This is a genomic window from Anabaena sp. UHCC 0187 (assembly GCF_009712035.1).
Lineage (GTDB): Bacteria > Cyanobacteriota > Cyanobacteriia > Cyanobacteriales > Nostocaceae > Dolichospermum.
This window is the reverse complement of record NZ_VILB01000011.1, coordinates 67146-90075: the sequence shown is the minus strand read 5'-3', so window position 1 is coordinate 90075 and position 22930 is coordinate 67146. Positions and strand designations below refer to the sequence as shown.

The following is a 22930-nucleotide window of genomic DNA, read 5'->3' as shown; positions in this document are numbered from 1 at the left end:
ATGGGGTAGTTCATCAAGAAGATTAGAGCAGCTTTAGAGATTTAGACAAGTTGATGAGAACTTAGAAAAGCATCAACTTCAGATGCAGTAGGTTGAGAAGCAATCGCACCTGGTTTAATAGTAGTTAATGCTCCCACAGCACTGGCATAGATGACAATTCTTTTGGCTGTTTCTGCGTCTTTAAGGCTGTGAATCCCCACTTGTTGCAATTGATGGATAAACCCAGCTAAGAAACTATCCCCTGCACCGGTTGTATCCACAACGGACATGGCAAAAGCCGGGATTTTACCTTCATTTTCTCCTAAACAATAGGAACAACCATGTTCACCGTCTGTCACCAAAACCCCTTCTAAGGTATTGAGTCTATAAGTAATTGCGCCTGGGTCTGTCGTATCAAATAACCATTGTGCTTCTTCTTTGGTTAGTTTGAGAAAATCAAATCGCTTTAATAATGAAAGAATTTTGGTCTTGGCTATATTTTCATCTTGCCAAAATACTGGTCGCCAATTGACATCGAGAATAATTTTTAGGTCATATTGTTCTGCTAACTCCAAAGCTCGCAAAACCGCTTGTTCACTTTCAGGGTAGGCTAGTTCTAAAGTTCCTACTATCAAAAAGTCGGCTTCAGCAAAGAGCGCGGGGGGCAATTTTGCAGCTTGGAGACGGGTATCGGCAAATTCTGAAGTATCATATTTACCAAAACCTGCAAAAGTGCGATCGCCTGCTAAATCCCTAACTACATATACTTGCCTAGTTGGTGCTGTAGAATGACGTTGCACACCCGTTGTATTTACACCAATATCTTCTAATAATGTTACCAGTGTATTCCCTGGTTCATCCTCGCCCACTGCACCCATAAATCCGGCTGATGTCCCCAACTTCACTAAAGCACAAGCCACATTAGCGGGCGCTCCTCCTGGGTAAGGAGTCCAGGATTTCACTTCTTCTAGTTTAAGTCCCAATTGATCAGCTAAACAGTCAAATAAGACTTCACCAAGACATAAAACTTGAGGATTACTCATTTCATTTTTGATTTGCGATGGGACATGATCTAAATTTAGTTTGACACTAAGCTAGATATCTTTTTGATTCTTAAAAAAATGTCCTTCACGAACCCAGAGCTTTTTTATTCATCCTAGTTAAAATCAATACCTTTAATCTGTAGCGTCTATGACTACAAACCTAAAATCAAAAGAAAATCTTGACATTAGTATTATTAGCAACATTTAAAACTATCTACCTCGGAAAGAATCTTCTAGAATGAGGAATAAGATTTGAGTACATATACCAAGGGAGAAATAGTAAGTCATGGCTACTAGTGAGTCTGGGACCCGTGTTAGTCTGTCAGACAGAGAACTGCAAATTATCGACTTAGTGGCCACCGGCTTAACTAACCAAGAAATTGCAGTCAAACTGGAAATTAGTAAACGGACAGTTGATAACCATATTAGCAACATTCTCAGCAAGACTAAGACTGATAACCGTGTGGCTTTGGTGCGTTGGGCTTTACAATGGGGAAAAGTCTGTTTGAATGATGTTAATTGCTGCTCTCTTCCGCTGCGGAATGATCAAAGTATGTCCTAGTCATGCAAAGTGGCAGTTAAAAAGCTAATTAATCAAGCTTTTACGCTATTTTGTAGATTTATGCTTTTGAGTATAGGTGATTGATTTACGCTGTTGTGTATTTATTACTTTGCATATGTAAAAAGTAAGGTCAAGACACAGGTATCTATAGGCGTAAATCAATTATCCTGTAAATATGCTTGATATGTTTATATCTTCTTTGCGTCTACCCTGGGTGATCTCTAAGAGGTTGTTTGATAGCAAAGCGTGGCGTTAGCCATAAAGTATTATATGAAACCCATAATCTCCAAAAACCTAACCCCCCTACCCCCCTTCCCTACAAGGGAATGGGGGTTTTAAAGCCTCTCCCCTCGTAGGGGAGAGGTTTGGAGAGGGGTCTGTTTACACATTACAAACTTTTAAAACATCCTCTAAGAGAGATTGTGCGAAAAATTTGGATTGAATATCCCCGACTTGTGCTGAAAATCAGGGATATCATTTTTATGAAAATGGAAACCAAAAACATCGAAGTTAGTTTAGTTAGAAGTAGGATTTTTTATCTCTTTTTCTAAAGCTTGAACTTGTTCCAGAGATAATTCCGTAACTTCAGAAATTTGTTGTAAACTCATACCAATTCTTAACAAATTTAAAGCTAACTTTTTGGTTGCTTCCGCTATTCCTTCAGCTTTACCTTTAGCTTCACCTTTTACAATACCTTTAGCTTCACCTTCTTCCAGAATTTCTTGATATATCACTGATTCTCGCATAATCTCACTCCTGAAAATCTTCCTAATTACATCTTTTTTTAACACAAGACCTGCTAAAACTGCACTAGCAGCAGCTATATTTCCTTGTATCTTTTGATCTGTAATGGCTGCTACTGCTTCTCCTACTTGGCTTAATACCATTTTAGGATCTTTTGTCTGACTTAGCACTGCAAAAGGTAATAAACCTGGAACTGTCATAAATTGGGCTGTTGGTTGTTCCCAAAGTCTAATTATCTCAAATTGATGGTAAGTGTTGTTTAATTTAAAACTATTTTCACTTACTAAGTCAGAACTCGTTTTTCGCAGATAGATGACGACTTGACGCATTTCTTTTTGAGGAAACCGACGATATACCCTAACTCGATAATCTAACATCCTAAAGGGCATATCTTCATCAGTATCGGTTTGAAATTCTGTATGTAAAACTAATTCATCTGATTGTAATAATATTAATGAATCTGCTCTAATTGGATCATTTGATAATTCCGTGGGACTAAGTTCTGTTAATTTGATTGGTGAACCTAGCAACCATGTCGCTATGTCATCTTTGTAATTTTCGGCAATGAATTTACAGATATTGTCATACATGAGAGATTGTTGAAAATAGCAAGTCTTGATATTTTACCATATCAAACTCCAAAAATATTTAGGGTTTAGCATTGCTAAACCCCTGCAAAATTAACTAACTAACAGCTAATGACTTTTTACTGTAATATTCAGTTTGGGGGTAAACGCTAATAATGGTATTTCCAACTTCAAAAAATGTCCCTGCTTGTTCATGTTTGGAAAATTGCAAATGGGGATATTTAGCAGCTAATTCATCAGCAGTCATGGCTTTAGCTGATATTTGATTTGGTAAAAGTCCTGTCGCACCAATGTAAAATACCATAGGGGAAATATTTTCTTGGTAAATTTTTTCAACATAAGCCGCTAATTTTTGGTAAGCTGTCGTCATAGCTGCAATCAAATCTTCTCTACTAACAGATTTACCAGCGTGTTGAGCATATAATAATAATGCTAAACTATGATCACCAACTTTATTGAGAATTTCCCCTACTTTACCATTGATATTAATTCCCAGAAAGTCGTCAAAAATGGGTTTCATAAAATCATCAACTTTAGTCAGTTTCATTCTTGAAGAAAGGGCTTTTTGTCGAAAACCGATATTTTGATTTAACCCCATTTCCCAAGTTGGTTTAGGGAAAATCTCCCCAGTTTCTTTGTCATAAACCTCATATCTTCGCGCTAAAAATTGATTAGCAGCAGATAATTTACTCAAATTGAGAATATCCTGATTACCAAACTCAATTTTATAACTGATATGAGAATCAATTGTATCTGGATATTCCTGAGTTTTAGGAAAATTCAGATAGAGATTTTTTGACAAATAATGTTGTTTTAATTCCTCTACCTGATTACTCACAAAGACATCTGATTGATGACGTAAACAAGCAGACAAAATACTCGTAACAACTTTAATTTCTGCTAATTGAGTAAATAAACCATCAATACTACCAAGATTGATATTAACAGGAACTAATGGTAAATTATCTAACTGAATTGTATACTCAGAATTGAAATCAAACTTGTCAGCAATAATTACACCTTTAGCTTGCAATAAATCAAATACTTTCTTGTTGCTGATTTTGATATTTAAAACGGAAACATTAACTTTCCCATCTTTAATAATGGTATAATTATTAAAATTATCCAAATCATTAGCCAGCAACCCCGCAACTTCAATCATGGGGGTATTATCTTCAGATTTTACCAGCTTAACCTTCCGCTTTACCAACATATTAATAGTAGCTGTATTGCGATTCATAGCAAATACACCCATTTGCACAAAATCACCAGTATAAACATCCTCAGTTTGTAACCAAGGAGTAATCAAATCACCATTAATATCTCTCACACCTCTCACCCGTTTAATCCCAGTTCGGTGGTAATCTTCCTTTAACTTATGTAAATTCAAAATAATATTTTGACGATGTGCCGATAAAATTTGTATAAGTTCTAACAGGGAAATCTGGTGATTTAAATTCGACATAAAACCCCCTAAATTTTATCAACTAAAAACTCTGTTTTCCTCTTTGCGCCTCTGCGTCTCTGCGTGAGGAAAATCCATATTTCTCCTATTATAGTACATAAATACTAAAAAGTCAAATTACCTGAATGAAGACTAAGATAAAAATAGCTTTACACTTCTTCATAATTAAAACAAAACAATGGCGAGAGATTTACGGGGATTCATTAAAATTCTAGAAGAAAGAGGACAATTAAAGCGAATTTCGGCTTTAGTTGACCCAGATATGGAAATTGCGGAGATTTCCAACCGAATGCTACAAAAAGGTGGGCCAGGCTTAATCTTTGAAAACGTTAAAGGTGCATCTTTTCCCGTCGCAGTCAACTTAATGGGGACAGTGGAAAGGATATGCTGGGCTATGAACATGGAAAAACCAGAGGAATTGGAAACCCTGGGAAAGAAGCTGAGTATGCTTCAGCAACCCAAACCACCAAAAAAGATTTCCCAAGCCATAGATTTTGGTAAAGTGCTATTTGACGTAATCAAAGCCAAACCGGGAAGGGACTTTTTTCCCCCTTGTCAACAAGTGGTAGTTGAAGGGAATGATTTAGATTTAAATAAGTTACCTTTAATACGTCCTTATCCGGGAGATGCCGGAAAGATTATTACCCTAGGATTGGTAATTACCAAGGATTGTGAGACGGGAATCCCCAATGTCGGTGTGTATCGTTTACAGCTACAATCCAATAATACCATGACCGTACACTGGCTATCGGTGCGGGGTGGGGCGAGGCATTTGCGGAAAGCGGCAGAACGTGGTAAAAAGTTAGAAGTAGCGATCGCTCTGGGTGTAGATCCTCTCATCATTATGGCAGCAGCGACACCGATTCCTGTAGATTTATCAGAGTGGTTATTTGCTGGATTGTATGGCGGTTCTGGGGTACAATTAGCCAAGTGTAAAACCGTAGATTTGGAAGTTCCCGCAGATTCCGAGTTTGTCTTAGAAGGGACAATTACACCGGGGGAAGTTTTACCAGATGGACCCTTTGGCGACCACATGGGATATTATGGCGGTGTGGAAGATTCGCCTTTGGTGCGGTTTCAGTGTATGACACACCGCAGAGATCCAATTTATCTTACCACATTTAGCGGGTTGCCACCGAAAGAAGAAGCCATGATGGCGATCGCTCTTAATCGGATTTACACCCCCATTTTACGGCAACAGGTGTCAGAAATAGTTGATTTCTTCCTACCAATGGAAGCATTAAGTTACAAAGCCGCAATTATTTCCATAGATAAAGCCTATCCTGGACAAGCACGACGAGCAGCTTTGGCGTTTTGGAGTGCGTTACCACAATTTACATACACGAAATTTGTGATTGTCGTTGATAAAGATATCAATGTTCGTGATCCGCGTCAAGTTGTTTGGGCAATAAGTTCTAAAGTAGATCCTACTAGAGATGTATTTATTTTACCAAATACTCCCTTTGATACTTTAGATTTTGCCAGTGAAAAATTAGGGTTAGGTGGGAGAATGGGCATAGATGCCACTACGAAAATTCCTCCAGAAACAGAACATGAATGGGGTGAACCATTAAAATCAGATATTGATATAGCTGCAATGGTAGAAAGACGTTGGGCTGAGTATGGTTTAGCAGATTTACAATTAGGAGAAGTTGATCCGAATTTGTTTGGTTATGATATGCGTTAAAGTGTTACGCTACAACTGGTAACAATATCTAAAAAATCAGCTTGGCTGATAGTATCAGTCAAGCTGAAAGTAGTTTTTCAGTTGTCAAAGGAGTATTCCATGAATAGGGCATTTATCAAAAATTCTCTAGGTTCAAAAGTCATAGCAGAAGAAGTTACACATAGAAAAATAGAGAAATACTTTTGATACCAAAATTTAGTAATATTAACTTTTCAAGAATTAATTAGTAACATATGATAGAAACTATCAATCAGTCTCAAGAAAAAGCAATTCTGGAGAGTTTTCTAGAATTGGTGAAAGCCCCTTATGGAGATTTTGCTGCTATTGGTAAGCTTTCCCATTTTTTGAATGATCCAGCTACGCTCCAAAAAATTGTAGCATTTCTCAGCTTGACTCCCCAGGGCAAGCAAGCTTTTGTAGACCGCCCCTTGCTGGGAAAAATTGATTTACAACAACTTCATCAGTTACCTGAGCATACACTGGGCTATATGTATGCCGAACACATGATTAAGAATGGATTAACTCCACCACCTGTTAACGAAAATATAAACGATCAGTTTACATTTTTGGGGACTCACATCACTGAAACTCATGACATCTGGCACGTCGTTACAGGGTGTAATACTGATAAACCAGGTGAGATTAAACTTGAAGCTTTCTATATTGCACAGCTTGCTTCAGACCGTTTATTTCTAGCCCTGATTGCTAAGAACTTACTCAAAACCGCAATGTATGAAATCGAGCTTTGTGAGCAGATTATGGATGGATTGACCCAAGGCTGGATAATGGGAAAACAGGCAAAACCGCTGTTTGGTATGGAATGGAACAAATTATGGAAAATACCTTTAAAAGAAGTGCAGACATCCTTAAACATTAGCTAAGTAGAAAATATTTTTTATTACTATGAACCATCCCCGTATATTACACAGGGATGGTTAATAGCTATATATTAGCCTTCAACAATGATTTGACCAACCATACCAGCACCACGGTGAGGTTCGCAATAGAAGGTATAAGAACCAGGTGCAGCGTCAACAGGAATAACGGTGGTTTCGGTTTGTCCAGGACTCATTAATAACTTCTTGTGGGACAAAGATTTCGCTAAAACAGCATCCTTAGCGGGGTTTTTAGCAGGATCAAAAACAACGTTGTGGGGGGGAACTTTGTTGTTCTTCCATTGAATTGTGTCACCAGCCTTAACAGTCAACTTCTTAGGTTCAAAAGCTAACATACCTTTATCACTACCCAATTTAATTGTATATGTGTCCGCAGATGCAGTGGGAGTAAACACAGCAAAGCTGCCAAAAATTACAATAACTGTTAATACAGCTAGGCTTAAGCGTCGCAAAGTTGCTGCGATAGATTTCATGGTTCTCTCCTGTGGAAATATTTTTATTTTTCTGATCTCATTTTAAATACATTCAATGCCAAATATGACAACCTGTCATATATTTATTTTTGTTAACCACTATCGCCAGCTAGATGTCTTAGTTGAAAGCCGCTGCAATCACCGGAGATTAGGCTATATTTAGCGAACTTAAACAGCAACTGTCTTTTTCCTTCTGAGTTCCTAACTCGGTGACTTGGTGACTCCTGCTATAAAATAGTAAATAGACCTGATATACATTACTAACTAAGCGTAATTCCCAATGACCACTAAACGCCATTACCACATTATTACCTTCGGTTGCCAAATGAATAAGGCCGACTCTGAGCGCATGGCTGGCATCTTAGAAGACATGGGCTTTGAGTGGTCAGATGACCCAAATCAAGCAGATGTAATCCTTTACAACACCTGCACCATCAGGGATAATGCGGAACAAAAAGTATATTCTTATTTAGGTAGACAGGCCAAACGCAAGCAAGAACAACCTGATTTAACTTTGATTGTTGCTGGTTGTGTTGCCCAACAAGAAGGGGAAGCTTTACTGCGACGGGTGCCAGAATTAGATTTAGTCATGGGACCCCAACACGCCAACCGTCTCAAAGATTTGCTAGAGTCGGTTTTTGCAGGTAATCAAGTTGTCGCTACCGAAGAAGTTCACATTTTTGAAGATATCACCCAACCCCGTCGAGATAGTCAGGTAACAGCTTGGGTAAATATCATTTATGGTTGCAATGAACGTTGTACTTATTGCGTAGTTCCCAACGTGCGCGGTGTGGAACAGTCCCGGACACCAGAATCTATTCGGGCAGAAATTGCCCAGTTAGGAAAACAAGGATACAAAGAAATTACCCTCTTGGGTCAAAATATTGACGCTTACGGGCGAGATTTACCCGGTTCTACCCCAGAAGGTCGTCACCTGCACACATTGACAGATTTACTATATTATGTCCATGATGTGCCAGGGATTGAACGCATTAGATTTGCCACCAGTCACCCCCGTTATTTTACAGAAAGATTAATTAAAGCTTGTGCAGACTTGCCCAAGGTGTGCGAACATTTCCATATTCCCTTTCAATCTGGGGATAATGAGCTTTTAAAAGCCATGTCACGGGGTTATACTCACGAAAAATATCGCCGCATTATTGATACTATTAGACGGTATATGCCAGATGCGTCAATTAGTGCTGATGCGATTGTGGGTTTTCCGGGGGAGACAGAGGAACAGTTTGAAAATACTTTAAAATTGACGGCAGATATCGGCTTTGATATGTTGAATACTGCGGCTTATTCTCCCCGTCCTGGGACACCTGCGGCTTTATGGGATAATCAATTGAGTGAAGAGGTAAAAAGCGACAGGTTGCAAAGATTAAATCATTTAGTTAATATCAAAGCAGCCGAGCGATCGCAACGTTACTTTGGCCGCATTGAAGAAGTATTAGTAGAAGCTCAAAATACCAAAGACACAAATCAGGTCATGGGAAGAACTGGGGGAAATCGCCTCACCTTCTTTACTGGTGATATTAATCAACTTCAAGGGCAAATAGTCAAGGTAAAAATTACCGAAATTCGCGCTTTTAGTTTAACTGGAGAACCTGTGGAAGTCCGTCAAGCCGTCACAGTTTAAGAAAATACAGGAGTATGGTGTCAACTATACTCCCTTCCTGGAATCTCCCAAATCAAAACAATGGCTACACCCAGTGCAAGCATGACTCTAACGCACTTTACATATCATTCAAGTTATCATAATAAAGACTAGGTTATATATTGAAGAAAACATGACGCTAAACAACTTATTAGAAACTCAAGGAATTATTCACTGCGATCCTGAAATTATGAGTGGAGTTCCAGTGTTTGTGGGAACTCGTGTCCCTTTAAAAACATTTTTTGATTATCTCGAAGGAGAGGGTGGATTAGCTGAGTTTATTCATGATTTTCCTTATCTGGAGACTCAAACTATGAAAGTTTTAGAAAATGCAGCTAAATTAATAATTGCTCAAGAACGTTGCGCTTAATGATTATATTGCTAGATGAAAATCTTTTAAGTAAAAAACTCAAACAACCTTTTTTAAATAAAGGTTATATTGTTTATAACGTTAATGATATGGGATGGCGTGGTTTTAAGGATCACCAAATTCTTAATTTAGCTGAAAAACATCCTTTTGATGTGTTTATTACAGCCGATAAAAATCTTCCTTATCAGCAAAATTTAACTGATAAAACTTTGAAAATTATTATTTTAAACTCTCGTAGCACTCGTCCTGATTATTTAGTACCTCTAATGGAAAAAATTAGTGAAATGATCTCATCTTTATCAATGGGTTCATCTGTATTTATAAATGATGCAGGTGATATTGAAGCGATTGGTTAATTATTTAGTTACTAATACTACAATGTAGTATATTGGGCTTTGCGCCATATAGCATCAAAATAGACTTAATTGCGCTTATTAAAAAAGTAGAAGTAATAAATTCTGATCAATGAAGATATCCCGGAAAGACAAGATATTGTTACAATATTTAACAACGTTGATCTAACTGGTGGCTTCTTCATGATGGTTAAGACACTTCCCCCTAGTTCTCGAACAAGTCAGGAGGACAGTCGCGGAGGCGAGTTGTCCGTAATTGAAGTAGTAGCGGAACAAAGTACACAGACTTTAGTAATCAAGTCAGCGGCAGCTTCACGATTGCCAAGACACAAGCCACGGGTGACAACTGGATCTGAACCAGAGTCAGTGCTGTATGATCCTGTAGAAATACAAGCACAGTATAATGGGCGATTTTGGCAAGTTTTACGGCGGATTTTCACAGTTCTGCAACCAACTCTTTCCTTTGCATTTGGATTGTGGTGGGATAAGCAATGGGGAATTGTGGTTAAAAATGAACGTCGTCGCGCTGTTCAACTCAGAGACTTACTCACCAAGTTGGGTCCGGCTTACATTAAAATCGGTCAAGCTTTATCTACTAGACCAGATTTAGTACCACCAACTTACTTAGAAGAATTAACTAGACTCCAAGATCAATTACCAGCTTTTCCTAATGAAATAGCTTACCAGTTTATTGAGGAAGAACTGGGAGCGCCACCAGCAGAAATTTATGCAGAATTGTCTGCACAACCCATTGCGGCTGCTTCCTTGGGACAGGTATATAAAGGGAAATTGAAAACTGGGGAAGAAGTAGCAATTAAGGTACAACGTCCGGATTTACGGGAACGAATTACTATAGATTTGTATATTTTGCGTAACTTAGCTGGTTGGGTACAGCGGAATGTTAAGCGGGTACGCAGTGATTTAGTCGGGATTTTGGATGAGTTAGGCGATCGCATTTTTGAAGAAATGGACTATATTCATGAAGGCGAAAATGCGGAACGCTTTTTTGAATTATATGGTCACATGAAGGATATTTATGTACCAAAAATTTACTGGGAATACACCAACCGTCGCGTTTTAACGATGGAGTGGATTAACGGAATCAAATTAACTCAACCAGAAAAAATCGCCGCTTTAGGAATCAATGCAAGGTATTTAATTGAAGTTGGGGTGCAGTGTTCTTTACGTCAATTATTAGAACATGGATTTTTCCACGCTGACCCCCACCCAGGCAACTTATTAGCGACAATGGATGGTAAATTAGCTTATCTCGATTTTGGGATGATGAGCGAAGTTAAACCCGCCCAACGTTATGGTTTAATTGAGGCCATTGTTCACGTCGTTAACCGAGAATTTGATAGTTTAGCAAAAGACTATGTCAAGTTAGAATTTCTGACTCCAGAAACAGACCTTACCCCCATTATTCCAGCTTTTGCCAAGGTATTTGCTAACGCCCAAGGTGCAAGTGTAGCGGATTTGAATATTAAAAGCATCACCGATGATTTATCAGCTTTAATGTATGAATATCCCTTCCGCGTCCCCCCCTATTACGCTTTAATTATTCGTTCTCTTGTCACTTTAGAAGGGATTGCAATTTATATAGATCCCGATTTTAAAGTTCTCAGTGAAGCCTATCCTTATGTTGCTAAAAGGTTATTAACAGATCCCGCAGATGAGTTAAGAACATCATTACAAGAATTACTGTTTAAAGATGGTAAATTCCGCTGGAATCGCTTGGAGAACTTGTTAAAAAATGCCCGCAGTAACCAAGAATATGATCTTAACTTAGTCGTCAATCAAGGAGTAGAATTTCTCTCTTCTGACCGAGGTTCATTTATTCGTGACAGATTAGTTGATGAATTTTTTAACAGTATAGATGCTGTCAGTAAAAATGCCTTGCACAACTTCACTTATGTACTCCGAGAAAGGGTAGGAATCACCGCAGTAAATCAAATCCCCTCCGCCACAGTTGAACAACAGCAAACCTTAGAATATATTAAACGCATTGCTGGTATTCTGCGAGAAACGAAAGGATTTGATGTGACAAAACTAGCCCCTCAATTAGCCCAAGTCATTGTTAATCCAGGAGTCCAACTTTTAGGTCAACAAATTGCCACTCGTGTCACTCAAAAAGCTGTAACTCGGATAATTCGGGAATTATTAGCATCTGAATAATGTCTTAACTGTGATTTTTCTGATTAATTAATTGTCTTAACTGTGATTTTTCTGATTAATTAATTGTCTTAACTGTGATTTTTCTGATTAGTTAATTGTCTTAACTGTGATTTTTCTGATTAGTTAATTGTCTTAACTGTGATTTTTCTGATTTAGATGATTAAGATGATTAATTAATCACAAAAATCAGATTAATCAAATTAATTAAGAAAATCAGATTAATCAAATTAATTAAGAAAATCAGATTAATCAAATTAATTAAGAAAATCAGATTAATCAAATTAATCACGCAAATCATAGTTCTGATGTTTTTCTTCTAAAGCTTCGATTTGTTCACGACGGGCTTCCAATTCCAGGCTGCGACGGGCTAAATCTTGATTTTGCAAAGTTAGATGTTGCTGCCAATTTTCCAATTTTTCGGCTTCTTGTTTCATAAATTCAGGAGTAACTCCTGTGGAAAGATAGGTTTGGACTAGATTAATTACCCAGTCTTTAGCATCTTGAATTGTTTCAATTTCACCTGTAGCAGATAATTCAACTAATACTAATAAGTTATGACTCATAGTATTTTCCTTTCCTAAAAGAATTAAAGTTTCTATGGTTATAGCTTGCGTGACGAAGGAGGAGTAAGAGGTCAATCTATCGCTATCGGAAATTGTTAGCCAAAAGTTTTCTGATTCTTGACGGGCTAATAAATGTAATTGATACTGATCTAAAAAATCATTTTTATGTACTTGGGCAAGATATAACATAATTTTACTTTGCTTCTAACTTCATATTGAGGAAAGAGGAACAAATCAATTAAAAATTAATTGTTCCCTATTCCCTATACAGTTATACTAGACTACGTAGGCGTTCACGTAAAATTTCTGCTTGTTTTTCAGCTTCAGCTTTTGTAGCCCTAGCACTCTGTACCACATCTGCGGGGGCTTTATCAACAAACTTGGAATTGCTTAATCTAGCGCTTAAAGATTGGGCTTCTGCTTCAGCTTTTTGCAGACTTTTCTCTAGTTTTGCCCGCACAACTTCAATATCTACAACCCCTTTTAAGGGAATTACTACCTGTACAGTTCCGACAACACCAGCAATGGAATTTTCTTTTTCCTGGGGTACGGTTGCTGGTAATTCCGGTTCAGTTGGTGTTTCACTGGGTGGGAAGTATTTTGCAAATAACTCTTTTCTAGCTTCAGCATTGAGTAAATAGCGGAAACCAAACCAAGCTACATAACCTAAACCAATTATTTCAAAGCTAGTCCCAAACAAGGGAATATCTAATGCAGTATTACCCACAAATAAAGCCACTCTTAAACCAATAAGCGCGACAACGGTTAAACCGATGATTTTTAACCCACCCCAATATTTATTATCTTCAACTTGTGCAATTTCTTCGGGAATAACAACAGGATTAGCATCTACAATTGTTAAAGTTTCCACTTTGGCTAAATCTTGAATATAAGCCTGTCCAGCGGTGAGAATAAACCTTTCACTTGCGCTTTCACTTTGCAAATTAGCAGTAACTTTTACCCCTGGTTTAATATCTGCTTCTGCCCGTAAATTGCGAATTGTGCGAATTGTCCCAATTAATAAATCAAACTGTGTTTCTAACGCTGAATCAATGAAATTTTCATCTGCTTCAGGATAGGCTTGTAAAGGTAAAAGTTGGGGATTTTCAGCGGGTTGTTGAGTGAGAGTTTGCCAAATTTCCTCAGTAATATGAGGCATAAAGGGATGCAATAATTTTAAAATCCCTTCGAGAATATAGGCAATAATTTGCTGGGCAACTTTGCGAGATGTGGGTTCTGCATCTTGCTGTAATCTGGATTTGACTAATTCAATATACCAATCACAGAAATCACCTCGAATAAACTCATAAAGTCCTTTAGCTGCTTCTCCTAAACCATAATTCTCAATGTCATGATTTGTTTGTTTGACAACTTGATTAAAACGGGAAAGAATCCATCTATCACTCAATTCTGTGGGAACTGGTTGACCTAATTGGGCTGGAGTTTGTCCATCCAAATTCATCATTACAAATCGGGCAGCATTCCACAACTTATTGGCAAAATTACGAGAAGCTTCCACCGAAATAGATTCATCTTTTTTGCGGTCATATTCTAAGCGAATATCTTGACCAGCCCCAGCAACTTCCTTAATTAAGGTATAGCGTAAAGCATCAGTTCCATATTTGGCAATCAACAATAAAGGGTCAATGCCATTATTTGCTGATTTGGACATTTTCTTATTATTTTCATCTCGAACCAAACCATGAATATACACAGTTTTAAACGGCATTTTTCCGGTAAAATGTGTACCCATCATCGTCATTCTGGCGACCCAGAAAAAGATAATATCAAAACCAGTAACGAGGGTAGCCGTAGGGTAATATGTGGCTAAATCTTCAGTTTCTTCCGGCCAACCTAAAGTAGAAAATGGCCAAAGTCCCGAAGAAAACCAAGTATCTAAAACATCGGGGTCTTGAACTAATTTTACATCTTCCCCAAATTGGGCTTGGGCTTTTTCTAAAGCTTCTGCTTCATTGCGGGCGACAAAATAAGGGGTAGAGTCAGTAATTTCTCCTTCAGTTTCGCTGACAGCATACCAAGCGGGGATTTGATGCCCCCACCACAACTGACGAGAAATACACCAGTCACGCAGATTTACTAACCAATCACGATAAACTTTATGCCAACGTTGGGGGACAATTTGGGGGGAATCTTGGGTATCGAGGAAATCTAAGGTTTTATCAGCCAATGGGCGGATTTTTACAAACCATTGGGTAGAAAGCAAAGGTTCAACAGGGACTTTACCGCGATCGCTATAAGGTACTGTATGTTTATATTCCTCTACTTTGACTAAAACGCCTTCAGCTTCCAAACGGGCTACTACATTTTTCCTAGCCACAAAGCGGTCTTGTCCTTGGAACTCACCGGCATTTTCATTTAATGTGCCGTCCTTATTCATAATATTAATGAACGGCAAATCGTGACGTTTACCCATTTCAAAGTCATTGGGGTCATGGGCTGGAGTCACCTTCACACAACCAGTCCCAAAAGCTGGGTCAACCAATTCATCACCAATAATGGGGATTTCCCGGTTCATAATTGGCAAAGTTACGGTTTTCCCAATCAGGTGTTTATATCTGTCATCATTGGGGTTAACCGCCACACCTGTATCACCTAACATGGTTTCCGGGCGAGTTGTCGCCACTTCCAGAAAGCCAGAACCGTCGCTGAGGGGATAACGGAAATACCACAGATTCCCATTTACCTCTTTGGGTTCTACTTCCAAATCAGACACCGCTGAAGCAGAAGCGGGACACCAATTGACTAGATAGTTACTGCGATGAATTAATCCTTCTTCGTGGAGGCGAATAAATGCTTCTAAAACAGATTTTGATAAACCTTCATCTAATGTGAAGCGTTCCCTTGTCCAGTCTACGGATACTCCTAAGCGTTTTAACTGATTAATAATTGTGCCACCAGATTCGGCCTTCCATTGCCAAGCCCGTTCTAGAAACTTTTCCCGCCCTAAATCATGGCGAGTTTTGCCCTCGGCTTTCAGTTGCTTTTCTAAAATCGTTTGCACTGCAATACTGGCGTGGTCAGTTCCCGGTAGCCACAGGGTGTTCCGTCCTTTCATGCGGTGGTAACGCACCAGGGTATCAATGATAGCCCCTTCAAAGGCGTGACCCATGTGCAAACTGCCAGTCACGTTAGGTGGAGGGATAACGACGCAGTAGGGTTCACCTTTGTGGTTGGGGTCAGCTTTGTAAACTTGGTTGTCTTCCCAGAATTTTTGCCATTTGGCTTCTGTGGAAAAGGCTTCGTAAAGACTGGGAAGATTAGGAATAGTTACGGTCATGCTGGGAATAATAATTTGATTACAACTTTACTAAATTTTGCCACAGGCTTGGAAAACCTTTATCATCAGTTGGGGATTAGCTACCCATGATGTTACAACCCAATCAGCTAGATAACCACCAACTCATCCCACAACAGTTGTAGCAACTGGTATTGCCAATCGTTAGGTCTTAAATATTGAAGGAAGATTAATTTTAAAGAACTGGATCTTTTTTTTAAAGATTTGATAAAGCATCTCCAAAATAAACCTATTTATTAGAGAATGACTGGCAGACAATGAGAATCTAGCTTAAAAACCTACTCAAGAATTCTTGAATAGACATCTGCTTTTTTTGTGATTAATATGGTATAAAAAAGCATGATAGCCACCGAAAGGTATATGTTAGTACAAGGGAAAATATGAGAATTTTAGTAACAGGCGGTGCGGGGTTTATTGGGTCTCACCTGATTGACCGATTAATGAATGATGGTCATGAAGTCATCTGTCTGGATAATTTTTATACAGGAAAGAAGCATAATCTCCTGAAATGGTTAGATCATCCGTATTTTGAAATGATCCGTCATGATATCACCGAACCAATTCGCTTAGAAGTGGATCAAATTTATCATCTAGCTTGTCCGGCTTCTCCAGTCCATTACCAGTACAACCCAATTAAAACCGTTAAAACTAACGTTATTGGTACACTGAATATGTTGGGTTTGGCTAAACGGGTTAAAGCCAGATTTCTCTTAGCTTCCACCAGTGAAGTCTACGGAGATCCAGAAGTTCATCCTCAAGTCGAAGAGTATCGAGGTAGCGTTAATCCGATTGGGATTCGGTCATGTTATGACGAAGGCAAAAGAATTGCTGAAACCTTAGCATTTGACTATCACAGAGAGAATAACGTTGAAATTCGAGTTGCCAGAATTTTCAATACTTATGGACCAAGAATGCTGGAAAATGATGGTCGCGTAGTTAGCAATTTTGTCGCCCAAGCATTACAAGGTATTCCTTTAACTGTTTACGGTGAAGGTCAACAAACCCGGAGTTTTTGCTACGTTTCTGACTTAGTAGATGGACTAATGCGATTAATGAATGGTGAACATACAGGCCCCATAAATCTGGGTAATCCTGATGAATACACTATTCTAGAACTAGCTCAGGCAGTGCAAAACTTAATCAACCCGGAAGCACAGATTAAATTTGAACCCCTACCGGCTGATGATCCTCGTCGTCGTCGTCCTGATATTACCAAGGCAAAAACTTTGTTAAATTGGGAACCAACCATTCCTTTGCAAGAAGGGTTGAAACTCATGATCGAAGATTTCCGTCAACGTGTTAAAGATAACAATTAATTAGTTATTTATTTATCACCAATCATTTAACTGTCAAAAAACGAGGGTTTAAAAAATGCGTGTTTGCGTAATTGGTACTGGTTATGTTGGCTTAGTTACAGGTGCTTGTTTAGCTCACATCGGTCATGATGTAATTTGCATAGATAATAACGAAGAAAAAGTAAAATTAATGAAATCTGGGCAGTCGCCAATTTTCGAGCCAGGACTCTCGGAAATTATGCAGTCTGCCATCAATAGTGGCAAGATTCAATTTTCTAGTGATCTTGCGGCTGGTGTGACTCACGGGGAAATTCTATTTATTGCTGTAGGAACGCCACCTTTACCCAATGGTGAAAGTGACACCCGTTATGTAGAAGCCGTAGCTCGTGGCATTGGCGAAAATCTCCAAGGTGGTTATAAGGTCATTGTTAACAAATCTACTGTCCCCATTGGTTCTGGCGACTGGGTAAGAATGATTGTTTTAGACGGGATTGCGGAACGTCAGAAAACATTGCTGGCATCTGGTGATACATCTAGTGACGATAAATTATCGGAGATTGCTAACCAGTTTGATGTAGTGAGTAATCCAGAGTTTCTGCGGGAAGGTTCAGCAGTCCATGATACCTTTAACCCTGATCGGATTGTCTTAGGTGGTAATAGTCAACAAGCCACCGGCATGATGAAAGAATTATATGCCCCCATTGTAGAACGCAAATTTGCGGCTGATCAGTCTTTACCTCCTGTTCCAGTCCTAGTTACAGACTTAAGTTCCGCAGAAATGATCAAATACGCGGCTAACGCCTTTTTAGCCACCAAGATTAGTTTTATTAACGAAGTTGCCAATATTTGCGATCGCGTTGGTGCGGATGTTACCCAAGTAGCAAAAGGCATCGGTTTAGATTCCCGCATTGGTAAAAAATTCTTACAAGCTGGGATTGGCTGGGGTGGTTCATGCTTCCCTAAAGATGTTTCTGCCCTTATTCACACCGCTGATGATTATGGCTATGAAGCCCAACTCATGAAAGCCGCTGTCAGTGTCAACGAACGCCAACGCTTAATCGCTCTAGAAAAACTTCAACAAGCTTTAAAAATCCTCAAAGGTAAAACTGTCGGACTACTCGGTTTAACATTCAAACCAGATACCGACGATTTACGGGACGCACCCGCACTAATCTTGATTGAACAACTCAACCGACTGGGTGCTAAAGTCAAGGCTTATGACCCCATTATTTCCCAAACAGGAATGCGTCATGGTCTTTCTGGTGTATTGGTAGAAACCGATGCTGAAAGACTAGCGGATGGTTGTGATGCTTTGGTACTTGTAACCGAATGGGAACAGTTCAGCACTTTGGACTATGGAAAAATGGCAAAATTGATGCTCCACCCCGTCATGATTGATGGTCGTAATTTCCTTGACCCCCAAACGATGATCAAGGCTGGATTCCAATATGTAGGTGTAGGAAGGTAAAAGAGGCAGGGGGCAGGGAGCAGGGAGCAGGGGGAGAAATTTCCTTCTTCTTTCTTCTCCTGACTCCTGACTCCTGACTCCTGACTCCTGACTCCTGACTCCTGACTCCTGACTCCTGACTCCTATAAAAATCGCCGCCCAGAGTCAACTAGGCGGCGTTAATTTTTTGGCAATTTTTTTCAATTTCCAGAGCTGCGAGGAATTCTTTCTATTTCTGCATATCCGCTAAAAATCAATCTTTGACCTTCTGTTTCTAAACGATTCAGTCGCATTTTTACCCCATCTAAGTCAAAGCGATCTAAATCAACCATATTATCCAAAATTTCTACCAATGCCATACTTAAGGTCTGGGAAATTTCTCTTTGTGCTGCTGGAACTCCCTCAAGTTCAATCTTCGGTTCTTTGAAAGAAACCCGCCTTCTTCTTTCAATCCCGATACCAATTGTCATACTTAGGGGTATGATTTCACCGTTGTTTAAATCGGCTTTAGCTAACAAATGTAAGCGATTTTTAGGTAATAGCTTAACCTGAACTTCAGTAAAAGAAACTGGTTCACCACCAGATATGGCGATTAAAGTTGGTTCAGAAAGGTTCAGCAGGCGCTTTTTCACCAGTTCCGACTCAAAAGCCCGATTAATGCCTACTTCTGATAGAATTACTTGGGCTACTGCTTGGGTGGGTTGTTTGAGAGTAAGTTTGCCACTTAAAACCGAGCCGAAGTCAATGGCTACTGCATCGGTTTCAAAGGACATTTCCTCAACTGCGAAATCTTTGCGAATTACTAAGCCACGACCGTTCATTTGAAAGCTATCAATGCTGCCTTGCAACAGTTTGCTGGAGGGATAGCAGCGCACAAAGACTTCTACCGACTCGCTTTGGGTAAACAGGTGGCGAATCGTTTGGCTGGCGACTGTGTTGAGCATTCGCTCTCCCCAATCGGTACTTTTGGAATCTGTTAAACCAGTAAGTCCGCCGAACATTAGGTTTTAGTCTCTAGAAGTTCTTTATATTTTTGTAACAAATTGTGAACAATTATGCAAGCGATCCCCTGATTTAATCTGCTGATGACTTAGAACAGGATAACTGATGGTTGATTGTCGGTTGTCAGTTGTCATTGGTTAAGAACTTTCTTCTATTCCCTATTCCCTATTCCCTATTGCTTGCCGTTGAGTTTGATAAATGTGAATTTGATCTACTAAACCCTGAATACCAGGAATATCATCACCATAAAGTCGGAAACCTTTACCAATAGAATTAGTTAAAAATTCCGAACCATTACCTTGATAATAAACAGGAACTGGACGATTGCCATGATTTCCCCAACCATATTTGATGTTAGGATTAGAACCCCAAAAATGACCCGCTTTCAGGGAATCAGATTCAGCCGTTAAAGCTTCTGCACCTTTTTCTTTGAGTAGTTCAGAAAAGTTAGGATTTAAAGTGAGATAATGATCATGATCAGCAGTGACAATCAGCAGATTATTTTCCCAACCACCATTATTTTTAATCCAGTCAATTGTACTTTTTACAGCTTTGTCAAAATCCAACACCGTCCCCATCATATTATCTAAGTTATCATCATGGGCAGCCCAATCAATATCACCACCTTCTACCATTAACCAAAATCCATCTTTGTCTTTAGATAAAACTTCTAAAGCCGCTTTGGTTAAATCATTGAGAGTGGGATTTTCATTAATTTCTTTTGCAATAAAAGATTGATCAGTTTCTCCAGGAAGTAGAGGCCGAACTGTATCCGGTTTTTGTCCTTGGGAACTAAACAGAGAAAAAATACTTAAACCAGTATTACTATAATCTCCATTTGCGGTACTCACAGGCAGATTTCCCTCTTGTCCCCTCGCTCCATATAATCCTAACAAGCGATCGCCTGCATTTGGATCTAATTTAGCCGCAGTAGCTGCTAACTTCCCAGCAGCATCCTTTCCCCGCTCTAAAAATGTGTACTTATAGCGGTTTTGATTGGGGTTTTTACTCAATTCCCCATAGGTTGATTTAGTAATATATTCAAATTTGCTTGGTGGTTCTACACCCGTGGGGAGAGGTTGACTACTTGCACCCGTGAGAGGATGGCCACCACCTAAAATTACCGTTGGTTGATATATGCGAAGTTGTTGCTGGAGAATATTATCCAAAGTCGGATAATCACCATCATATTTATTGCGACGATTGACATTAGCTGCTGCTGCTCCCGGTGTAGCATGATCAATAGGAACAGAAGTGACAATCCCCGTAGATTTACCTTTATCAGCCGCAGTTTTGAGAATAGTTTCTAAGGGTTTTTCAAATATATCCACGGAAATAGCATTGTTATAGCTTTTTACTCCCGTGTACAAAGTAGTCGCTGTATTGGCAGAATCAGGATAACTATACTTGATATATTCAGGATCATTACCAGGTGTCCAAGGATTTATCCCCCCACGCTGAGGATCATAACCCACCAAATTACCCACCGCATTAGGTTGAAGATTTTTCTCCCCTCCAGATGGTGTATTTCCAGGATTAAATTGGGGTTGGAATTTAAACCCTGATAACATCGGACTAGCTCCAGTAATGGAAATAGAGTTGGACAACGCAGAGTTACCCGTGCTGAAAACTCCATTACCAGGGGCAATGGTAGTACCATAGGTGGTAGCAAGGGCGTAATTATCCAAAGCTTGAAAACTCAGTCCTTCCCCTTGACCAGACGTGTAATTATATCCTTTCGCCATAGCTCCAGCGCGAGCCATTTCCCAGCCCATACCGTCCCCAATCATCAGAATGACGTTTTTGGTTTTAGTGACAGGTGTAGCGGGGCTAGAATGGTTAGTCAGAGTGATGAATATACCAACTACAATGATCAACGCTGTAGTAAATAAACGGCGTTTGAATCGAAATTCTGAACTAGATTTAATTACCATTGGTAAAATGCCTGCTAGAAAATTGCCCTATGATGAGAGAATATTACAAAATGATCACAAAACTTTAGATTTACTCATCATGGCGAAAATTCAGTTTGCTAGAGGTATTGAAGAAACAGTAGTTCCAGATGTTCGTTTAACAAGAGCAAAAAAAGGTGAAAGTGGTACAGCAACATTCATCTTCACCAATCCTGATATACTGGCGCAAGATGGCAACGATGAAGTTACCGGGCTATATTTGATTGACGAAGAAGGGGAAATAGTTATTCGTGAAGTTCAGGGGAAATTTGTCAACGGTAAACCAGAATCATTAGAAGCAATTTATGTGATGAATTCTAATGAAGAATGGGATCGTTTTATGCGGTTTATGAATCGCTACGCCGAAGAAAATGGACTAGGATTAAGCAAATCTTAATTAGTCAGTAGTCAATGGTCAGTTGTCAATTGTCAATTGTCATTGGCTAAAATTTAAATATTATCTATGGAATTTCAACCACACCCCAATACAGAAGAAGTTTCTGTAAGTTGCGCGGTGATTACCGTTAGTGATACCCGTTCCCCGGACACAGATAAAAGTGGTCAATTAATTAAAGAACTACTTTTAGCAGATCATCACACTGTAGAATTTTATCAGATTATCAAAGATGAGCCGGGAGAAATTCAAGCCCAAATGACAGCTTTAAGCCAAGATACTCGTATCAATGCTGTGATTTTTAATGGGGGAACGGGAATTGCTCCCAGGGATACCACTTATGATGCTTTAGAAAAGCTATTAGAAAAGACTTTACCGGGATTTGGGGAATTATTTCGGTTTTTAAGTTATCAAGAAATTGGTTCCCGCGCTATGGCTTCCCGTGCTGTCGCTGGTGTTTATCAAAACAAAATTATCTTTTCTCTTCCTGGTTCTAGTAACGCTGTGCGACTGGGTATGGAAAAGTTGATTTTACCGGAGTTAGTGCATTTGGTAAAACAGATAAGTTAAAATTTGTAGAATATTATCTAAACTATCTAAACTATCAAAACCTAAAAACCAATGAGTGACAAGATTCAATGGACTCCTGAAGCTGAAGCTAAACTTAAAGATATTCCCTTTTTTGTCCGTCCTTTTGCTCGTAAAAAGATTGAAACTTATGCTCAGGATAATAATTTCTCTCCTATCACCATTGAGATTTACGAAGAAGCCAAAAAACAGTTTAACAAAAAATACGACTAACTAATAGGAACTCTATAACTGGATTGACTCTTTTCCTAACTAGGGCTTGCTTAATAAAGCTAAAACTTAGATATATCAAGAGTTTGAAGGTGAAAAAGGTGAATCAGATGCAAGGAATAAGGGTTGAAATTAGCAACAACCTATCACTTGACCAGATTCAAGACTA

20 protein-coding genes are annotated in these 22930 nt (G+C 39.0%); 12 read left to right on the top strand and 8 right to left on the bottom strand.

The genetic code is table 11. The features are described from left to right. Nucleotides 1–41 precede the first annotated feature (41 nt). Complete coding sequence (locus FJR11_RS09510) at nt 42–1022, bottom strand: carbohydrate kinase (protein ID WP_168503456.1); 981 nt, start codon at nt 1020–1022, stop codon at nt 42–44. Between the two features lie 286 nt (nt 1023–1308). Here FJR11_RS09510 and FJR11_RS09505 point away from each other — a divergent pair, with 286 nt between their 5' ends. After that, nucleotides 1309–1584 (top strand): LuxR C-terminal-related transcriptional regulator, encoded by a 276-nt coding sequence (locus FJR11_RS09505; protein WP_168503455.1) that lies wholly within the window; start codon nt 1309–1311, stop codon nt 1582–1584. A gap of 515 nt (nt 1585–2099) precedes the next feature. On the opposite strand, the gene FJR11_RS09500 is transcribed toward FJR11_RS09505, so the two are convergent. Together FJR11_RS09500 and FJR11_RS09495 are read right to left on the bottom strand one after the other, a co-directional pair. Next, complete coding sequence (locus FJR11_RS09500; protein ID WP_168503454.1) at nt 2100–2918, bottom strand: Rpn family recombination-promoting nuclease/putative transposase; 819 nt, start codon at nt 2916–2918, stop codon at nt 2100–2102. A 94-nt stretch (nt 2919–3012) separates the two neighbouring features. Then, a complete protein-coding gene (locus FJR11_RS09495) occupies nt 3013–4380 on the bottom strand; it encodes a hypothetical protein (protein WP_168503453.1) in 1368 nt (455 codons plus the stop codon). Nucleotides 4381–4558: 178 nt separating this feature from the next. On the opposite strand from FJR11_RS09495, the gene FJR11_RS09490 reads away from it, so the two are divergent. Continuing rightward, on the top strand, nt 4559–6067 hold the full coding sequence (locus FJR11_RS09490) for a UbiD family decarboxylase (protein WP_168503452.1): 1509 nt from the start codon (nt 4559–4561) through the stop codon (nt 6065–6067). 233 nt (nt 6068–6300) lie between these two features. Next, a complete protein-coding gene (locus FJR11_RS09485) occupies nt 6301–6948 on the top strand; it encodes a Coq4 family protein (RefSeq protein ID WP_168503451.1) in 648 nt (215 codons plus the stop codon). A gap of 68 nt (nt 6949–7016) precedes the next feature. Here FJR11_RS09485 and petE read toward each other — a convergent pair whose 3' ends face one another. Continuing rightward, nucleotides 7017–7436: a plastocyanin gene (petE, locus tag FJR11_RS09480; RefSeq protein WP_168503450.1), complete on the bottom strand. Its 420-nt coding sequence runs from the start codon at nt 7434–7436 to the stop codon at nt 7017–7019. A gap of 280 nt (nt 7437–7716) precedes the next feature. Between petE and miaB the strand changes: the two genes are divergently transcribed. From miaB to FJR11_RS09460, 4 genes are all read left to right on the top strand, one after another. Further along, a complete protein-coding gene (gene miaB, locus FJR11_RS09475) occupies nt 7717–9078 on the top strand; it encodes a tRNA (N6-isopentenyl adenosine(37)-C2)-methylthiotransferase MiaB (protein ID WP_168503449.1) in 1362 nt (453 codons plus the stop codon). A 151-nt stretch (nt 9079–9229) separates the two neighbouring features. Next, nucleotides 9230–9466, top strand: a complete 237-nt coding sequence (locus FJR11_RS09470) for a DUF433 domain-containing protein (RefSeq protein ID WP_168503448.1) — start codon at nt 9230–9232, stop codon at nt 9464–9466. Further along, nucleotides 9466–9822, top strand: coding sequence for a DUF5615 family PIN-like protein (locus tag FJR11_RS09465; protein WP_168503447.1), 357 nt, complete (start codon nt 9466–9468; stop codon nt 9820–9822). Before FJR11_RS09470 ends, FJR11_RS09465 begins: the two co-directional genes overlap by 1 nt. 180 nt (nt 9823–10002) lie before the next feature. Then, nucleotides 10003–11994, top strand: coding sequence for an AarF/ABC1/UbiB kinase family protein (locus FJR11_RS09460; protein ID WP_168503446.1), 1992 nt, complete (start codon nt 10003–10005; stop codon nt 11992–11994). 281 nt (nt 11995–12275) lie between these two features. On the opposite strand, the gene FJR11_RS09455 is transcribed toward FJR11_RS09460, so the two are convergent. Further along, complete coding sequence (locus tag FJR11_RS09455) at nt 12276–12746, bottom strand: hypothetical protein (RefSeq protein ID WP_168503445.1); 471 nt, start codon at nt 12744–12746, stop codon at nt 12276–12278. A gap of 82 nt (nt 12747–12828) precedes the next feature. After that, on the bottom strand, nt 12829–15855 hold the full coding sequence (locus tag FJR11_RS09450) for a valine--tRNA ligase (protein WP_168503444.1): 3027 nt from the start codon (nt 15853–15855) through the stop codon (nt 12829–12831). Nucleotides 15856–16253: 398 nt separating this feature from the next. Between FJR11_RS09450 and FJR11_RS09445 the strand changes: the two genes are divergently transcribed. Continuing rightward, nucleotides 16254–17189: a UDP-glucuronic acid decarboxylase family protein gene (locus FJR11_RS09445; RefSeq protein WP_168503443.1), complete on the top strand. Its 936-nt coding sequence runs from the start codon at nt 16254–16256 to the stop codon at nt 17187–17189. A 55-nt stretch (nt 17190–17244) separates the two neighbouring features. Next, nucleotides 17245–18636 (top strand): UDP-glucose/GDP-mannose dehydrogenase family protein, encoded by a 1392-nt coding sequence (locus FJR11_RS09440; protein WP_168503442.1) that lies wholly within the window; start codon nt 17245–17247, stop codon nt 18634–18636. A 179-nt stretch (nt 18637–18815) separates the two neighbouring features. Here FJR11_RS09440 and FJR11_RS09435 read toward each other — a convergent pair whose 3' ends face one another. Together FJR11_RS09435 and FJR11_RS09430 are read right to left on the bottom strand one after the other, a co-directional pair. Next, nucleotides 18816–19616 carry a DUF2993 domain-containing protein gene (locus FJR11_RS09435; RefSeq protein WP_168503441.1) on the bottom strand — a complete coding sequence of 267 codons (801 nt, stop codon included), beginning with the start codon at nt 19614–19616 and terminating at the stop codon, nt 18816–18818. Nucleotides 19617–19775: 159 nt separating this feature from the next. After that, complete coding sequence (locus FJR11_RS09430) at nt 19776–21407, bottom strand: alkaline phosphatase (protein WP_371417521.1); 1632 nt, start codon at nt 21405–21407, stop codon at nt 19776–19778. A gap of 223 nt (nt 21408–21630) precedes the next feature. On the opposite strand from FJR11_RS09430, the gene psb28 reads away from it, so the two are divergent. From psb28 to FJR11_RS09415, 3 genes are all read left to right on the top strand, one after another. Next, nucleotides 21631–21966 carry a photosystem II reaction center protein Psb28 gene (psb28, locus tag FJR11_RS09425; protein ID WP_168504155.1) on the top strand — a complete coding sequence of 112 codons (336 nt, stop codon included), beginning with the start codon at nt 21631–21633 and terminating at the stop codon, nt 21964–21966. Between the two features lie 66 nt (nt 21967–22032). After that, nucleotides 22033–22533, top strand: coding sequence for a molybdenum cofactor biosynthesis protein B (locus tag FJR11_RS09420; RefSeq protein WP_168503439.1), 501 nt, complete (start codon nt 22033–22035; stop codon nt 22531–22533). Between the two features lie 51 nt (nt 22534–22584). Then, nucleotides 22585–22764, top strand: a complete 180-nt coding sequence (locus FJR11_RS09415; protein ID WP_168503438.1) for a PCP reductase family protein — start codon at nt 22585–22587, stop codon at nt 22762–22764. Nucleotides 22765–22930 lie beyond the last annotated feature (166 nt).

Coding starts and splice junctions, on each gene's coding strand:
- FJR11_RS09490 (WP_168503452.1), top strand. CDS start 4,559: ATGGCGAGAGATTTACGGGGATTCATTAAAATTCTAGAAGAAAGAGGA.
- FJR11_RS09460 (WP_168503446.1), top strand. CDS start 10,003: ATGATGGTTAAGACACTTCCCCCTAGTTCTCGAACAAGTCAGGAGGAC.
- FJR11_RS09505 (WP_168503455.1), top strand. CDS start 1,309: ATGGCTACTAGTGAGTCTGGGACCCGTGTTAGTCTGTCAGACAGAGAA.
- FJR11_RS09455 (WP_168503445.1), bottom strand. CDS start 12,746: ATGTTATATCTTGCCCAAGTACATAAAAATGATTTTTTAGATCAGTAT.
- FJR11_RS09470 (WP_168503448.1), top strand. CDS start 9,230: ATGACGCTAAACAACTTATTAGAAACTCAAGGAATTATTCACTGCGAT.
- FJR11_RS09420 (WP_168503439.1), top strand. CDS start 22,033: ATGGAATTTCAACCACACCCCAATACAGAAGAAGTTTCTGTAAGTTGC.
- psb28 (WP_168504155.1), top strand. CDS start 21,631: ATGGCGAAAATTCAGTTTGCTAGAGGTATTGAAGAAACAGTAGTTCCA.
- FJR11_RS09430 (WP_371417521.1), bottom strand. CDS start 21,407: ATGATTGGGGACGGTATGGGCTGGGAAATGGCTCGCGCTGGAGCTATG.
- FJR11_RS09500 (WP_168503454.1), bottom strand. CDS start 2,918: ATGTATGACAATATCTGTAAATTCATTGCCGAAAATTACAAAGATGAC.
- petE (WP_168503450.1), bottom strand. CDS start 7,436: ATGAAATCTATCGCAGCAACTTTGCGACGCTTAAGCCTAGCTGTATTA.
- FJR11_RS09465 (WP_168503447.1), top strand. CDS start 9,466: ATGATTATATTGCTAGATGAAAATCTTTTAAGTAAAAAACTCAAACAA.
- FJR11_RS09415 (WP_168503438.1), top strand. CDS start 22,585: ATGAGTGACAAGATTCAATGGACTCCTGAAGCTGAAGCTAAACTTAAA.
- FJR11_RS09485 (WP_168503451.1), top strand. CDS start 6,301: ATGATAGAAACTATCAATCAGTCTCAAGAAAAAGCAATTCTGGAGAGT.
- FJR11_RS09440 (WP_168503442.1), top strand. CDS start 17,245: ATGCGTGTTTGCGTAATTGGTACTGGTTATGTTGGCTTAGTTACAGGT.
- FJR11_RS09510 (WP_168503456.1), bottom strand. CDS start 1,022: ATGAGTAATCCTCAAGTTTTATGTCTTGGTGAAGTCTTATTTGACTGT.
- miaB (WP_168503449.1), top strand. CDS start 7,717: ATGACCACTAAACGCCATTACCACATTATTACCTTCGGTTGCCAAATG.
- FJR11_RS09495 (WP_168503453.1), bottom strand. CDS start 4,380: ATGTCGAATTTAAATCACCAGATTTCCCTGTTAGAACTTATACAAATT.
- FJR11_RS09445 (WP_168503443.1), top strand. CDS start 16,254: ATGAGAATTTTAGTAACAGGCGGTGCGGGGTTTATTGGGTCTCACCTG.
- FJR11_RS09450 (WP_168503444.1), bottom strand. CDS start 15,855: ATGACCGTAACTATTCCTAATCTTCCCAGTCTTTACGAAGCCTTTTCC.
- FJR11_RS09435 (WP_168503441.1), bottom strand. CDS start 19,616: ATGTTCGGCGGACTTACTGGTTTAACAGATTCCAAAAGTACCGATTGG.